Source organism: Burkholderia sp. GbtcB21 (assembly GCF_019091065.1).
Classification (GTDB): domain Bacteria; phylum Pseudomonadota; class Gammaproteobacteria; order Burkholderiales; family Burkholderiaceae; genus Burkholderia; species Burkholderia pyrrocinia_C.
On sequence record NZ_JAGXKA010000029.1, the window covers coordinates 1 to 16,063 of the forward strand.

Sequence of the window (16,063 nt, forward strand, 5' to 3'; positions counted from 1 at the left end):
GTTCCTCAAACTCGGTTGCTGCCTGATCTGCTGGAATACCCTCCGGCGCACTGAGCTGTCTTTATGAAACCGTCTCTAAGTGGCAAGATCCGCGGGTAATCCCCCCGTTTTCCACGGGGTTCAGAAGTAGAAACTAAGCGGCCATGGCCAACCGCTGCTTTGGCGTAAATCCGCCCAGGGCCATGTTCGGGCGGTCATGATTGTAAGTCCACATCCAATCGGTGTAAGCGCGAGACCTGTACCGTCTATGAACGCTCGGTGACGAATGCCATGATGGAAATCGAAGGGCACGAATGACCGGTCGTGTCCACGATAGGAGTTGTGGACAGAGTGACTCAGACAGTCGAGATTCCGCCGAAACGCCAAACTCGCCGACATCCAACGGAGTGGAAGCGGACCATCGTCGCACAGACTTTCGAGCCTGGCGCGTCGGTGGCCCGTGTGGCTCGCGAGAACAATATCAATGCCAATCAGGTGTGGGCGTGGCGCCGCCTCTATGCGCAAGGCTTGTTAACGGACGACGCGAACCCGGAGGCGATGCTGCCGGTGGTCGTCGACGAAGCTACCGCACCGCTCGCTCCATCGCCGATGGCAATTGATACCCCCGTTGCGACTGGCGTGCCGCTTGGCTCGATCCAAATCCAGCACGGCAAGACGTCGATTCGTATCGAAGGCACGCCGGATTCGGCCGTGCTGCGCTCCGTTCTCGATCGCATTCTACGATGATCGGCTTGCCTCAGAACACCCGGATCTGGATCGCGGCCGGTACGACGGACATGCGCTGCGGCTTTAATTCGCTCGCCGCGAAGGTGCAAACCGTGCTGGAGAAGGATCCGTTCTCCGGTCATGTGTTCGTGTTCCGCGGCAAGCGTGGTGACTTGCTGAAGTGTTTGTACTGGAGCGACGGCGGGCTATGCTTGCTGGCGAAACGGCTCGAGAAGGGACGTTTCGCCTGGCCGCGCGCCGATGCCGGCGTGGTCGCGCTGACGACCGCCCAACTCTCGCTCCTGCTCGAGGGATTCGATTGGCGGCAGCCGATCGACGCGGCGCGCCCGCGCAGCGCGTTGTAAACGTTCATTACGCGCGGGGGGCTCGACGGCGACGCCGTGTAAACTCCCCGCATGTCTGCCCCTTCCACCGACCTCCCCGACGATATCGACGCGCTCAAGGCAATGGTCGCCAATTTGCGCGAGCAGCTCTCGTCGCGCGCGATCGAGATCGAGCATCTGAAGCTGACGATCGCCAAGCTGCGACGGATGCAGTTCGGTCGCAAGTCGGAGAAGATCGAACGAGAGATCGAACAGCTCGAGCTTCGGCTCGAGGATCTGCAGGCCGATGAAGGCGCCGCCGGGGTGGCTCAGTCGAAGCCCGAGCGCAAACGCGCCGAAGCGACGGGGCGCAAGCCGCTGCCCGAACATCTGGAGCGCGAAGAGCGCGAGTATCGACCGGAGCACGTGGCCTGTCCCGATTGCGGCGGCGCCCTGAAGGCGCTTGGCGAAGACGTGTCCGAGCAGCTTGAATTCGTGCGCAGCCACTTCCGGGTGATCCGCCATCGTCGTCCGAAGCTGGCCTGCGCGTGCTGCGATTGCATCGTGCAAGCGGCGGCGCCGAGTCGGCCGATCGATCGTGGCCTGCCGGGCCCGGCCCTGCTGGCCCACATCGCGATCTCGAAGTTCGCCGACCACGTACCGCTGTATCGCCAGTCCGTGATCTACGCCCGCGAGGGCGTCGAGCTCGATCACGGCACGATGGCCTACTGGATGGGCTCGATCAGCGCATTGCTCAGCCCGCTGGTCGACGTGCTACGCCAATACGTGCTCGGCGGCGTCAAGGTCCATGGCGACGACACGCCACTGCCCGTGCTTGCGCCGGGTAACGGCCAGACCAAGACCGGGCGTCTCTGGGTCTACGTGCGTGACGATCGGCCCGCAGGCTCGACCGAGTCGCCTGCGGTCTGGTTTGCCTATACGCCGGATCGCCGCGGTGAACATCCGCAGCGGCACCTAGCCGACTTCCAGGGCGTGTTGCAGGCGGATGCCTTCGCCGGCTACGCCGAGCTCTACAAGAGTGGGCGGATCCAGGAAGCGGCCTGCATGGCGCACGCGCGACGTAAGCTGCACGACCTGCATGTTGTGAGGAAGTCGCCGATTACGACTGAAGCGCTCGAGCGCATCGGCGCGCTGTACCAGATCGAGGCGCAGATCCGCGGCAAACCACCTGACGAGCGTCGGCGAATCCGACAGACCCATGCGGTTCCGCTGCTCGACAGCCTGAAGCAGTGGTTCGAAGCGACGCTCCTGACGCTGTCGGGGAAATCCGATACCAGCAAAGCGATTCAATACGCCCTGAACCGCTGGCCCGCGCTCGTCTACTACTGCAGCGACGGCCGAGTGGAGATCGATAACCTGCCGGCCGAACGCGCCCTGCGCGGGGTAGCCATCGGCCGCCGGAACTATCTGTTCGCCGGCGCCGATTCCGGCGGCGAACGCGCGGCCGCGATGTACAGCCTCATCGGCTCCGCACGCCTGAACGGGATCGATCCCGAGGCCTACCTGCATCATGTCATCGACCGCATCGCCGATCACTCGATCAACCGCATCGACGAACTGCTGCCGTGGAACGTCGTGTCGCTGCTGCCGGCCACCGCCCGCACCGCGCCGGTTCACTGAACCGCACATCTCCGTCCGCCAACTCCTGCCGCTACGATACGAGTCGCACGCTTACCAATCGGTCGCGAAGCGCTGCACGTGGTCCAAGTCTTCCCAGTGGTACTGCGACAGCCATTCATACCGCACGGTCCGGTTGAATCGTTCGACATACGCATTCTGCTGCGGCTTGCCCGGCTGGATGTAGTCGAGCCTGATGCCGTACTGTCGGGCCCATTCGATGATCGCTGCGCTCAGGTACTCGGGCCCGTTATCGCACCGAATCGCTTCTGGCCTGCCGCGCCAACCGATGATCTGCCGCAGCGCCCGGATCACGCGTTCGGACGGCAATGAGAAGTCGATCTCGATGCCGAGTGCCTCGCGGTTGAAGTCATCGATCACGTTGAACAGCCGGATGCTGCGTCCGTCGGCCAGTTGGTCGTGCATGAAGTCCATCGACCAGACCTGGTTGACGGCGCACGGCACCGCCAGCGGCTCCGGTACCTGCCTGACCAGCCGCTTGCGCGGCTTGATCCGCAGGTTCAGCTCCAGTTCGCGATAGATCCGGTACACGCGCTTGTGATTCCACCCGAAGCCCTTCACGTTGCGCAGGTACAGGAAGCACAGCCCGAAGCCCCAGTTCCGATGGTTGTCGGTCAGCCGCAGCAGCCAGTTCGCAATCTCGTCGTTCTCGGCGCTGCGCCGACCGACGTACCGATAACAGGCCTGGCTGATCCCAAATGCCTCACATGCCAGCCGGATCGATATGCCCCGGCTGGACACCGCATGCATGGCCATCTCACGCCGGCAAGATGGCCTCACTCTTTTTTTGCGAGCGCCTCCGCCACGATCTCGGCCTTGATCTTTTCCTCGACGTACATCTTGCGCAGCCGGGCATTCTCCGCCTCCAACTCCTTCATCCGTGCGATCAGCGAGACGTCCATGCCGCCGTACTTCGAGCGCCATTTGTAAAACGTCGCCGTGCTGATGCCCAGCTCCCGGCACAGGTCCGGCACCGACAGCCCCGATTCCACGCGCTTGAGCGCGTCCATGATCTGGCTGTCCGTGAATCTCGACTTCTTCATGCTGTAGAACTCCCTCAACGAGAAAATTCTACTTCCGATTACACCGGTTTTTCGGGGGGATTACCCGCGAGGCTGCTTGTTGGGACCATGCGCGGAGAAAATACTACGAGATCCACGCGAGCACACCGACGGCCGAGACCCAGAAACTGCTCGAGATGATCGGCGAGTTCTACGGCATTGAAGTCGACATCCGCGGCAAGCCGCCCGATGAACGGCAGCGCGTGCGGCATGAGAAAAGCAAACCGCTGCTGGACGCCTTCGAAGCGAGAATCCGGGCCTAGCTCGCGACGCTGTCGCGCAAGTCGGAGCTGGCCGGCGCGATCCAGTACTCGCTGAATCACTGGACTGCGCTGACGCTGTTCTGCGAGGATGGGCAAGCCGAGATCAGCAACACGCTGGCAGAAAACGCCCTGCGTTGCGTGAGCCTCGGGAGAAAGAACTTCCTGTTCGCTGGTTCCGACAGCGGGGGTGAGCGGGCCGCCGCGATGTACAGCTTGATTGGGACGTGCAAACTCAATGGCATCAACCCGCGCGCCTATCTGGAATACGTCCTGACCCACATCGCTGATCACGTCATCACCCGCGTCGACGAACTGCTGCCTTGGAATGTGGTCGACAAGCTGACGTTGGTCAGCTCGCATGGCACTGCCTGACTGCTTCATAGATCCAGATAGATCGTGCCCATGATCCACGATCGTGGGCACGATCTCACGTGATCCTCACGGAACTCCCCAAGCTCTCACATCATGCCCCACGCGCGCGCGAATATGGAACTGGTCGCGCCGAGCCGCTTACCGTTCTTCTCCATATAGTCAAAAAGTTATCAAACTTCTTGCTGTACGTGGATTCGAGGCAGGGTCAACCGGCCGCTGCGCGATTTGCTGGCGCAGCGGCCGCCCCAAGCGACAAAATACAAGCCAGTGAGACTGTTATGACTGAACCGGAAACCTCCGATACCACACCGGCTCGGCCAGCACGTACACACCGTCGACTACCGGGCCGTTCGCGTTTCGAAGCGTATCCGTGGGCAAGGGCCTGTCTAATCCGTCGAATACATGTCCTGCGTCGGGCAGCGAGTCGAAGTCCTTGTATTTGATCAGCGTGCGGGGGCTGGCAGTTTGAAATCGCTGCGCCCAGGCAGCCTCCGGCAAGATCAGGGGCGCGTCGAGGGATGGCATGCCTCGATCTGCAAACTGATTCGCAGTCAGATCAAACACATAGGTTTCCCCATTCTTGGTGCCCGTGACGACATAGTGATTTCTGGGAAAGTTGTCACCGGCATTGGACCACATGTACATCCCCCGGTACTGGATATTCTGCATGCCCTTGTCCCGCATGAACTGCGCCACCTTCGGCGCGATCTCTCTGCAGCGCTCTCTCGGATTCGCCATCAAAGGTGCGATCTCGGGATTGGCTCGCAACTCAGTCAGGTAAGAGCTCATCTCTGCCGGCAACGCGGTGGACGGTTGGCCGACAATCACGCGCTGTTGCTCGGAGGCCGGCCGGGTCAGCACCGGCGGCGCCCCCGCACCGATGGAACGGCCGGCGGGAAAGCAGGCCGCAAATAGATCCTCGACGCCTCGTCTAACAATACGACGCGATCCCGGCGCCGCGGCACACGCATCTACCCTTTCGTAGGGAGCATCCTTGCCCGCTCGCCTGACTACAGGTTGCTTGCGGCCAAGTGGTTGAAATAGCGCGCGACTCTCCTCGATCACCTCGCCCGGCGCAAACTGGCTGCCTCGTAACGTGATGGCTTTATTGGGCATCACCGAGACCCGTGTGGCCCCGCCAAGCGCCTCCAACTCGCCTCTCGCGAACTGTCGAGCCGCTGCCTGTCCCCGACGATACTGTCTGATGTATTGGCTGCCACGCATCACGGGCGAAACAAACACCCCTGGGGAGATCGGCGAAGCGGCGTCCACGCCGGCATAGGCCGCATAGGCAAGGCCCTTTAATCCAAGCGAGGCCAACTCGCCGGCATGTTGGCTCAGCGTGGCGAACACGCCCCGCGCGAGCGCCTTGCCGGTCAGTCCCCTATCCAGGTTGGTAAAAATCGCGTTCCTGACGATCGCACTCCCACTCGAGCCGAGTCTGGTGATGCCGCCAATTGCCGGCACGATCGACGCAAGGATGCCGACCACATCCCAGGTAATGCTATTGAGGTTGAGCCGGTGCTCCGGATCTGAAATATGTTGTTCCATCTCACTATAAAGCGGGACCAATTCCAGGACCGTGCTCCAGAAATTTCTGTCCCGATAGCTGGTTTTGAGAAGGTCGACCCATTGATTCAGATTTTCCCTCATCACCTCGTCCACGACCGGAAGCAATTTGCTGCCTCCACGGGGGTGCGAGGTTACTGTTCTAATTTGGCCGTTTCGACCTGACCGCTGAACCGGCGGATTCAATATCGGGAACCCACGCTGGCTTTGAGGTCCGGTGATCAACGCGTTAGCGTCACTTCCAAATAGTGGCCGCAGCACGGTATCCAACAGCACTTTCCCTTCCAGTTGCGGAAAATTGTTTCTAGGGTAAGTATCGTAAGGCAAATGCTCCGAATCCCTGACTTCTCGCAAGGTCCGACTCGACGCAACTGCCGCCTGGTCAAATATTTTGGCAACGATTTTCAAATTCAGACCGGCGATCGCCAAGATTCTGCCATCTTCCAGTGGAATAAATCCTATTGTTCCGGGCATCGACGTGCCATCGCGAAGATTACCGTGAAATATACCGTCGCCGGGGCCGTTTGGCCGTCTGTCGCCCCCAGAATTTAGAAGAGCTTTTATCAAAGGATCCGCATCAAAATAAGTGGTCAGATTGCCGTAGACAATTTTCCTTGGCTTCATTTGACTAATGTCGTAATCGGTCAAGCCGAGCCCAAGCAATGTGCTGTAGGCCATCCTGCGCGCATCGAAATCCCGCGAATTATTTCTATAGTCAACAAATTGGTTATAATATTCCGCCCAGGTTTCGGTTGCATCGCTCTTTCTGAAGGTATCAAGGCCTCGATAGCCGGGCGGCTCGCTTTCATAAAGGCGTTTATAGTATCCAGCATTATTTGACGCGGAATTAAAATTCGCAAACATCACGCTATCCCATCGCCGATACGCGCCAGCATCGCCACCGGTCGTCATCATGAAGAATGCCAGCGACGCGGCCCTCGTCAAATAAAATTTAACCTCATCAGAAACACCTGGATTATTCAATATCTGATAATAGGCAATGATTTTTTCATCGGTTGACAACACCGAAGCGCTGGCATTATTTCCAAATTTTTGTGAAACCAGTTCGGCGGCCACCTTTTTTGCCTCGAAGACCGCTCGGTCTCCGGAATACCTCCCGTGCAATGGGCCATACGCTTTCAGTCTCCTGCAGATGTCGTAATTCTCCATATCATCGACCAGCAGATTGACGAGATGAAATTTTTTCATTCGACGAAATTCGAGGCGCACCTCCCTGCTTGGCGAGGAATCTACCGGGATTGGCTGATTTAACAGCGTCACCATTTCATGCGCCAACGCCTCAACTTCCATTTTAAAGGCATGTACAAATAGATCTGGATAACCATCAAATGCTTGATTTTGGGTTAATTGACCAACCAGATTGAGGAAATCTTCTTCTTCGTCAACGATTGCCTGACGCCACATTTTTTCGGTGTTCGTTAGATCGATCTGATTCAGAAATTGGCTGCGTCTGTCACTTGATGCTGGGAAGTCAAGCCATGCTTGCCGCTGCTGGAAATAGATGTCATCCGAGACATCTCCAATCTCGGACGATCGTTTCAAATTCAAAATGTATTCGGGCGCCGTCAAGGAATCCAGATAGACGCTGGCATCGCTTGTGTGAGATATTTTCTCTTTCACTTGATCTGCCAAAGCAACTGCGGCCATCATCCATCGCTCGTTCGCGCGGTATCTGGCATAATCGCGCTCATCTTGTTGAGCATTGACGCGAGGGCCAAGCAATCGGCTCATTATGTCAGGATTTTCTAAATTTATAGAGTCAATTTCAGAAAACAAAAGCACATGAAATCGAATCAGGTAATAGTCCTTCTTTCCCGCGGCGGAAAGCCCGTCAGGAAGCGGCCGACGAGCGGCGTCATCCCATAGCTGGTTGAACGTCGTAGCCAGTCTGTCGTCGTATGCCGAAAAATCGAGCTCGCGTCTGGCGTCAGCCGCTGCCGGATCCAAAGGTGCAACTGTGGAAGTGGCGCCGGTTTGGGCCGGCGTGGCGGGTCCGTTGCCGGAAGCCACCTCACGCTTCGTTCTGGAGGGTTTGACGGAATCCGCCGCCGAATGGCTGGCACCAAGGAGGGACGATGCCGGACCCAAACGCGACGCGACCGGCCCGATCGTCGATCCCGTCCCGCTCTCCTCGTGTGCGCCGAAGATTCGGCTCTCCCGCTCCAGCAGGCTCTGAACGTCGATAGGCTTAAGCTCAAAACCCGCCCACCAATCCTGTTCGAGCATCGCCTGGCTGGCGGCGCTCGGTTGTGTCGCGTGAGGGGCCGCACGCAACTGCTGTTCTTCCTTCAGGATTTCGTCGATGTACCGCGTGTAGATCGGATTATCGAAATCCAGATCGCGCTCCACCTCGCCTGCCTGTTGCGTCGCGCTGGTCGGTGTCTGCGCAGACGCTGGGGCCGTGCCGTTGCTGGCCCAGCGGTACAGGAACGCCCCGCCGGCCGCCATCGCGCCCACGCCCGCCACGCCCAGCAGCAGCGGCAGCGGCAGCGTCCGATTCAGCGACGACGGCTGGGCAGCGGGTGCGGCTGTGACCGGGTTCGCCGCTGCGGGTGCCAGGAACGCGGCGGTGTCGGTTTGCGGCTGCTCCGTCGTGGGCGGACGCACCAAGATTTCCTGCATTTCGATGTCGTGAGCCGAGGGGGCCGCCTGGCCGCCCTGGCGCCATTGCCACACAGCATAGCCGATCGCGGCCAGACCCAGGGCTTCCAGGCCGATACCGGCACCCAGCTGCCAGTTCGCGACGAGGCCGGACGCCGCCGTGGATCGGGCGGTTGTTCCGCCAGCTGCGATGGTGTCGGGCGGCACGGAGGCCGCCGACGCCCCCGGCAACAGCCCCCACGGTTGCTGAACGGCCGTATCGCACGCCTGCATCACTGCGTCGGCCAGCCAGGTCTCCACCTTGCGGGACAAGTCGTCACGCAGTGCCAGCAGGCTCGGACTCTTGCTCGCGGCCAGCGCCTCCAGCCACTGATCGCCCCAGCCCAGCCACGAATCGGCGGGCGGCTGGGCGCCGATCGTCTTATACGCTTCCCGCAACGCCGGCAGCAGCGGAATCAGGTCGATCAGCTTCTCCAGCTGCGGATAGCTTTTCACCGCCTGGTAGTCTTTCAGCTGTCGCGCCAGTTGTCGCAGCTTGTCTTCGGTCTGGTTCGAGTCGCGGCTGTTCAACGCCTGATACACCTGCCACACCAGCATGGCGTTCAGATACTGGCTGTAGGCGTATTGCAGCGTCTTGTCCTGGCTCGTATCGTGGGCCACGAACCAGCACAGCGTCTCTTCCCAGCTGGTGTGCTTTTGAATCGCCTCGGCGTATTCCACGGTGGCGGCGGCCAACGGGTCGCTCATCAGTGTGCCGATCACATAGGGTTTGGCAACGGTCAAGAGGCTGCGGGCCATGCGTCCGGCCATGCCAGCCCAGCTCTCGGTGGCACTGCTTTCCTGATAGAACTTCTCCAGCTCCCGCGCCATCGCCGTCGGCAGGGAGTGGTTGGCAGCCTGGCTAAGCGCCAGTTCTCCGAGCGAAGGCGCGACGGCCCTGGAAAGGTCCCGCATCAAGGACAGCCGGGACTCCTGGCTCCGATTCAGCGTCAGCAGCCGATTCACCAGCGAGAGCGTGACCGGGTCAGCGCCTAATGCCGATTGGAATGATTGGATCCATGCCAACGCCGGGGTGTCGCCGATATTCGGGTTCAGCATGGACAACAGCCAGAGCGCCTGCCCGCCGAGCGAGCTGTCCACGGGGAAGTGCCGCAACTGGTCGACCAACTGGAAGATCGCAAACAGTTGATCTGCCTGCGGCTTGCCACCTAGCAGCATTTCCAGGTGCGGCTGCAGGCGTTCGCGCAACGCCGGGCTGGATAGCGTGCCGGCCAGCCAGGCGAGTTTCGCGGAGAGCGGCCCGTCGCTCGGATACGGTGAAGCCCTTTGCACTTGCGCCAATGCCTGCCCGAGTTTCAGCGCGGATTCATCCAGGACCTTCTTGACCAACGGGTTCTCGGCCACAATGCCCAGGTAGTCATCCAGGCGGGCATCGCCGGGCAGCGCCTGCCAGAGTTGAACCTGCGCCAGGGTTTGCCGGATCGCGCTTACCCCCTCGACGAGACCCGACAACGTGTCGGGGGCCACCGCCTTTGCCAGTTGCTGGCTGGACAACATGGTCCCAGTGAGTTGCAGCACGCCTTGCACCTGGCCCAGCATCGACTCGGTATTGCGCACCGCCTCGATGCCCAATTCCACCGTCATCCATTGGGCGCTAAGCTCTTTCAGCCAGGGCGTGACGACGTCCAGATAGCCCTTCAGGGCATGAAACCCTTGCCAGCTCTGGCGGCCGCGCGCAGTCAGCTTGCGCCCGAGGCGTTCCAGCGCCCCGCTCAATTCCTCCAGTTTTCTCTGCGGGGTAAAGTTGCCCGTGTAGATGCTGCGCAGTTCCTCGGAGACGTCCTTGAATGCCTTGAGTTCGGCAATGGGAAGTGCTTCAAGAATGAGCTTTTCCGTCACCTTGCTGATCACGTTCCACGCCATGTTCGACAGCACGCGGGTCGTGGCTCCCTGAGGGTCTCGCGCCTTGGCAGGCGCACTCTCCGCACGGGACGCGACGCCGGACAGCAAGGCTTGATAGTCGTTCGGCTGGCGCTCCAGTTCGGCGGCGACTGTCCGGGCAAATTGCCGCAAGTCCGCCGGCGCGTCGCGGAGCGCGTGTTGCCAATCGAACGCGCTCAGTTGCTCGAGAAGGCGGTCGTTATCGCTCTCGGCAGAAAGCGCGACGCCTTCGGAGTGCCATTTCCCGGCCACCATCTTGAGCAGCACGCTGGTCGTGTTGTCCCAGTCCTGCAGATATCGCAAGTTTTCCACTTGCCGTCGAAGCGCTGGACAGTCGACCGGCAGTGTCTTGTCAAGAGAGGTTGCAGCACCGGATTTTGCAAAGGCATTGTTCCGGGAATCTTCTTCGAAGCACGCGTCCCATGGAGCCGGTGCGTCCTGTCCGCGCTCGAAAAACGCCTGCGTCTCATGGCCGTTGTCATTCTGGGCGCGCTCGCCGAACCGCTTCGACGGTTTGTCGCGATCCATCGCGCGATCGGCTTCCGCTGGCCCGTTCTGCCCGTTCTGCCCGTTGCGCGATTCGCTTCGCGCCCCGCCTCGAAGACGCGTGCTAATCAGTTCTCTTTCCAGACCCATGTGCGTGCCGTCGAAACCCGGCATCGTCCCCATCCAACGGGATGCGGCCATCATGGCACTCGCATCGGGCGTGGCCGGGTTCCTGCCGACCTCGCTATGCGCCTGCCGGGCCGTACTTGACTTCGTAGAAAACTGGATTTGATCAGCCGGAGACCACATGTCCGTCGCACCGGGCCGACTGCCGAGATGATCCGCGATCGTCGCGGTGCGATGAGCCGATGCACCTGGTTGGTTCGACGCGTGCTCGCCCGCCTGGCGTGGCGGCCCTCCCGGCACCGCGTCTCCGCTTTGCCTGATTCCCGATATCGCTTCGTGCATCGCCATGCGCGGCGAGGCTGAAGGGCCGACATTGCTGATCAGAAACGGGTGTTGCGCCGTGGTGGTGTGCGTCGAAGAGCGGATAGGCATGAGTTTGAGAAGTACGAGTTTGGGTTCTGTCGCAGTAAGGCGGCCTGGTAAGCTTGCGAGATCGGAATGGAGGCGAAGTGAGCGATGCGGCAACGCATGATGCGATCCTGAAGCGCGGGTGTTCCAGCGACTGCACTACCCGTTCGATGTGATCCTGCTGTGCGTGCGCTGGTATGTTGCGTACCTCCTGAGCCTGCGCCACCTCGAGGAAATGATAGCTGCACGGGGCGTGTCGGTGGACCATTCGACGGTGCATCGATGGGCCATCAAGTTGCTGCCAGTGCTGGAAAAGGCGTTCCGCCAGCGCAAGCGGTCGGTCGGAAAAAGCTGGCGGATGGACGAGACGTATATCAAGGTCAACGGCGCCTGGAAATACCTCTATCGGGCCGTCGACAAGGCGGGCAACACCATCGATTTTCTGCTGCGGGCCCGCCGGGACAAGGCTGCCGCCCGTCGGTATTTCGAAAAATCGATCGCGCAGAACGGTGCACCCGAGACCGTGACGATCGACAAAAGCGGGGCAAACCTGGCGGCGCTCAAGGACCTCAACGCGACCCGCGAACAGCCGATCAAGATTCGTCGGCCAAAATATCTGAACAACATCGTCGAGCAGGATCACCGCGCCATCAAGCGCCGAATCCGACCGATGATGGGCTTCAAGGATTTTCACTGCGCCCGCATCCTGCTCGGCGGCATCGAAGTCACGCACATGATCGCCAAAGCGCAAACGAAGGCAGTTCGCAAGAGCCAGACGGCCGCCGAGCAGTTCTACTCGCTGGCTGCGGAAGGATTCCTATACATTCCAGAGCTCATGCGCCTGGACGCCATTATTGCGACAAAACCAAGGCATGGGGCATGCGTGCCCAGAAACCGGTCCGGCGTGCGTACGAGCGAAACGATGCGGCGATCGCGCGCTGGCTGAACGAAGACTATCCGCGGATCGCGAAAGAGGCAAAGCGGGAGCAGGCAACGATCTACTGGGGCGACGCAATGGGATTGCGCAGTGATCACATCAGCAGTACGAGCTTTGCCCTCAAAGGGCAAACGCCGATCGAGCGAGCCACCGGGAAACGCTTCAGTTGCAACATGATTTCGGCCATCACCAACCGTGGAAAGTTGAGCTTCATGGTATTCGAGGGTACGTTCAGGAACGCGACCTTCATCGAGTTCCTGAAGCGCCTGCCCAAGCAGGCTGCCCGGAAGATCTACCTGATCGTCGATGGGCATCCGGTCCACCGCTCCGTAGCGATCGAGCAGTTCGTCGCCGCGCACGCCGATCGCCTGCGCCTGATCCGGCTGCCAGTCTACTGTCCCGAGCTGAACCCGGACGAGTTGCTGAATCGGGGCGTGAAAACCAATGCGCTCGGCAAGAGCCGCCCGACCACCAAAGCGGAAATGATCCGGAATGTCCGCAGCCATCTGCATCGCCGGCAGAAGGAACCTCACGTGATTCGCAACTTGTTTAACGAGAAACATGTCCGTTACGCCGCTCGAAAAATTACGCACTATTTAATGAACTCGTCAGTAACAGCCGACGAGCAGATCCTTGCCTCGATCGCGCAGCAATCCGGCGGCGAGATTCATCGCCGCGCACCAGTCGACGTGCCCGCTCGCGCTCGGCGATGCGAACTTCGTAAGTTCCACGTGCAACGCCTCGAGCCGCGCGTTGGCGTGCACGTCGGTCCCCGCGGGCGCGGCGGGATCGATGTCCGTGCGCCCCAGGGCGGCAAGTGCGTCGAAATCCACGGGCGTACGCACCCGGCGGCGCTCCGTCCGGCTGACGCCGTTCGCTCATTCCCATACCGTCTCCACGTCTGTCGCCGCGAAGTAGTATCCGACGCCCCGCTCGGTTCGAATCAGTTCGGGATGCTTTGGATTCTTCTCGATCTTCTTGCGCAGCCGCCAGATCTGCACGTCGATCGCGCGGTCGAACACGTCGTCGAACGCGCGCGTGCACTCGAGCAATTGCATGCGCGTGACGACGCGCGACGGCGAGCCGAGGAAGAACGTCAGCAGATTGAATTCGCCGACCGTCAGCGGAATGTCCCGCGCGTCGGGCGTCGACAGCCGGCGCGTGTTCATGCTCAGCGTGTAGCCGTCGAAACGGTATGCGCGCGGATGCTTGCCGCGCCGCACGGGCATCGTCGACGGCTCGGTGCGCCGCCACAGAGCGCGCATCCGCGCGAGCACCTCACGCAGCGAGTACGGCTTCACGACGTAGTCGTCCGCGCCGAATTCGAGGCCCATGATACGATCGGCCTCCTCGCAACGGCCCGTCACGCAGATGAGCGGGAAGCGCTGCGAATCGCGCCAGCGCAGCAGCACGTCGATGCCGTCTCCATCCGGCAGGCCGAGATCGAGCAGCACCATTTCGTATTCGCGCCGCTCGACCGATTCGGCGGCCGCGGCTGCCGTCCCAACGCCGTCCACGGCCATGCCGTGGCCCGACAGGTAATTGCACAGCACGCGCCGCAACGGTTCGTCGTCCTCGACGACGAGCACCACCGGCGACCTTATCGCGTTCATCGTTTCCTCTCCTGTACTGCGCGGCGCGCGTCGCCGACCGCTTCTCCCGACGCGCCCGTCCCATGCGCCGCCGGCAACGTGAGCCTAAAGCGGGAGCCATAGGCCCGATCTGTCGCGACGGCGATCTGTCCGCGATGCGCGATCGCCGCGCCCGCGACAATCGCCAGGCCGAGCCCCGTGCTCTGCACATCGGGCCGGTTCGAATAGAACGGCTCGAAGATGCGGTCGAGCGGCTCGACTTCGATGCCGTCGCCGTCGTCGCTCACCTCCATCCACACGCCGCCCGGCATCGACGGCTCGCCGATCGTGACGTCGAACGCGTCGGCGGCGGGCGCGCCGTCGCCGTTCGCTCCATCGGTCGCGCCGACGCGCACGACGACCGCCTCGCGCGCTGCACGCACCGCGTTGCCGACGAGATTCATCACCGCGCGCGCGAGCTGGCTGCGATCGGCGAATACGACGTGACGCGCGTCGCCGCGCACGCCATCGCCGCACCGGACGATCTCGATGCCGCGCAAGGCGGCCGCTCGCGTCGCGGCGATCGCTTCGTCGACGACCTCGTCGACGCTCACCCTCGTCAACACGGGCTCGCCGCGGCGCGCGGCGAGCAGGATCTGCGTCGTCAGATCGCGCCCCCGCTCGACCGCGCGATGAATTTCGTCGATCGACTCGTCCGTGCGCGCGCCCCCCGCGAGCCGCTCGGATGCGTATTCGGCATGACAACCGATTACCGTCAGCACGTTGTTGAAATCGTGAACGATCCCGCCCGCGAAGAAGCCGAGCGACTCAAAGCGCCTCGATCGCTCGATCTGCCGCTCTAGCCGCCGTCGCTCGCCGGTCGCGATCGCAATGCACATCGGCAGGAGCGCGACGCCGATCAGATCGACCTGCAGCGCCCAAACGCCGTGACCGCCGAATTGCACCGCATACGGACCTCGCCCGCCAAGCGTCAGCGCGATCAGGGCGATCGCCACGAGCGCGTTGAGATGGGACGCGAGCACGAGGCCGCCCTCGAGCGCCGCCCAGCTCAGCGACAGCGCGAGCAACGCGCGCGCGACCTCGGCCTGGTCGCTCCATATCGACGCGAAGCACAGCGAGCCGAACGTCGCGAGCGCCGCCAGCAGATTGCGACTGCGCGACCACGCAGCGCGGCAGGCGCGTGCGTTCCACGTGAGGAGCGCCGGAAGCAACGCGACCAGCGCGAGCGCGTTCGCCGCATACGCGCGCGACCATTCGCTCACCCATACGCGATCGTTCATCCACACCGACAGAATCGCCGCCGCGAGCGTCGCGTGCATCGCCGCCATGCCGAGCGGCAACAGCAGCACGAACGTCGCGAAGCCGCGCAGCGTGTCCACTCCGCCGCCCGATGTCAGATAGCGTCGCGCGAGCCATGCGCCCGCGATCGCCGCGACAACGTTGACGGCCGCGAACAGCGCGTCGATGTGCCACGGCACCCAGTCGAGCGAGCCCGCGGCGAGCAACGTGCCGAACAGCGAAGCCGCGCCAATCCACCACGCGAGCGGCCGCCGGCAGTGCAGCAGCAACGCAATGCCGAGCACCGGCGCCGGCCACACGACGGCCGACAGCGTTTGATTGAGCGATGTGCACGTGCCTGGCCGCGACAGCAGATGATTCGCGTAGAACAGCAGCAGCAACAGCGCCGCGGCGTTCAGCGCGCCGCCCGGCGAGAATGCGCGATCGTCGCGGCGCGGCGCGCGGTGCGCCGCCTGTGTGATGCGTGCGGGCCGGGCGCGCGCAGGTGGTCCGGCATCGATGGAATTTCCGTGCATAAGTCTCAGTGGTCGGCAAATACTAACGGCCAGCGAATACTAAACGGTCGTTGTTTCGGATATCAAGCGATCTTATCGACGCGTCACCCGGTTCTTTTCATCTGCAACGAAGGCGGCACCCAGCGACCAAGAAATGGAACCCAGCGGCTAACGCCGCTTCCGACTTTCCTTCGATACTGCCCCGC

The 16,063-nt window shown here is 61.7% G+C and carries 6 protein-coding genes and 6 pseudogenes; 6 read left to right on the forward strand and 6 right to left on the reverse strand.

Annotation, left to right across the window (positions count from 1 at the left end; genetic code table 11):
- Window positions 1-133: 133 nt before the first annotated feature.
- Window positions 134-235 (reverse strand): annotated as a pseudogene (locus KVT39_RS38205) (IS3 family transposase); the annotation flags it as partial.
- Window positions 236-330: 95 nt separating this feature from the next.
- On the opposite strand from KVT39_RS38205, the gene KVT39_RS34610 reads away from it, so the two are divergent.
- From KVT39_RS34610 to KVT39_RS34620, 3 genes are read left to right on the forward strand one after another with little or no spacing between them, the layout of a single operon-like run.
- Window positions 331-726, forward strand: a complete 396-nt coding sequence (locus KVT39_RS34610) for a transposase (RefSeq protein ID WP_241277420.1) — start codon at window positions 331-333, stop codon at window positions 724-726.
- The gene (tnpB, locus tag KVT39_RS34615; RefSeq protein WP_017331451.1) at window positions 723-1,070 is read left to right on the forward strand and encodes an IS66 family insertion sequence element accessory protein TnpB; all 348 of its coding nucleotides are present in this window, start codon (window positions 723-725) and stop codon (window positions 1,068-1,070) included. Before KVT39_RS34610 ends, tnpB begins: the two co-directional genes overlap by 4 nt.
- A 51-nt stretch (window positions 1,071-1,121) precedes the next feature.
- Window positions 1,122-2,669: an IS66 family transposase gene (locus KVT39_RS34620; protein WP_026044514.1), complete on the forward strand. Its 1,548-nt coding sequence runs from the start codon at window positions 1,122-1,124 to the stop codon at window positions 2,667-2,669.
- 54 nt (window positions 2,670-2,723) lie between these two features.
- Here the strand turns inward: KVT39_RS34620 and KVT39_RS34625 are convergent.
- Window positions 2,724-3,730, reverse strand: a pseudogene (locus KVT39_RS34625) (IS3 family transposase); the annotation flags it as partial.
- Window positions 3,731-3,795: 65 nt separating this feature from the next.
- On the opposite strand from KVT39_RS34625, the pseudogene KVT39_RS34630 reads away from it, so the two are divergent.
- Window positions 3,796-4,383: pseudogene (locus KVT39_RS34630) on the forward strand (IS66 family transposase); the annotation flags it as partial.
- 276 nt (window positions 4,384-4,659) lie between these two features.
- Here the strand turns inward: KVT39_RS34630 and KVT39_RS34635 are convergent.
- Entirely contained in the window at window positions 4,660-11,559 is a 6,900-nt protein-coding gene (locus KVT39_RS34635) for a hypothetical protein (protein WP_217591199.1), read from the reverse strand.
- A gap of 118 nt (window positions 11,560-11,677) precedes the next feature.
- On the opposite strand from KVT39_RS34635, the pseudogene KVT39_RS34640 reads away from it, so the two are divergent.
- Window positions 11,678-12,340: pseudogene (locus tag KVT39_RS34640) on the forward strand (IS6 family transposase); the annotation flags it as partial.
- 74 nt (window positions 12,341-12,414) lie between these two features.
- Window positions 12,415-12,930 (forward strand): annotated as a pseudogene (locus KVT39_RS34645) (IS630 family transposase); the annotation flags it as partial.
- Between the two features lie 153 nt (window positions 12,931-13,083).
- Here the strand turns inward: KVT39_RS34645 and KVT39_RS34650 are convergent.
- The 3 genes and pseudogenes from KVT39_RS34650 to KVT39_RS34660 form a co-directional block, all read right to left on the reverse strand.
- Window positions 13,084-13,360: pseudogene (locus KVT39_RS34650) on the reverse strand (type VI secretion system ImpA family N-terminal domain-containing protein); the annotation flags it as partial.
- Entirely contained in the window at window positions 13,351-14,085 is a 735-nt protein-coding gene (locus KVT39_RS34655) for a response regulator transcription factor (protein ID WP_217591200.1), read from the reverse strand. The pseudogene KVT39_RS34650 and the gene KVT39_RS34655, both read right to left, overlap by 10 nt.
- Window positions 14,082-15,878, reverse strand: a complete 1,797-nt coding sequence (locus tag KVT39_RS34660) for an ATP-binding protein (RefSeq protein WP_217591201.1) — start codon at window positions 15,876-15,878, stop codon at window positions 14,082-14,084. The genes KVT39_RS34655 and KVT39_RS34660 overlap by 4 nt, the downstream gene beginning before the upstream one ends.
- Between the last annotated feature and the right edge of the window lie 185 nt (window positions 15,879-16,063).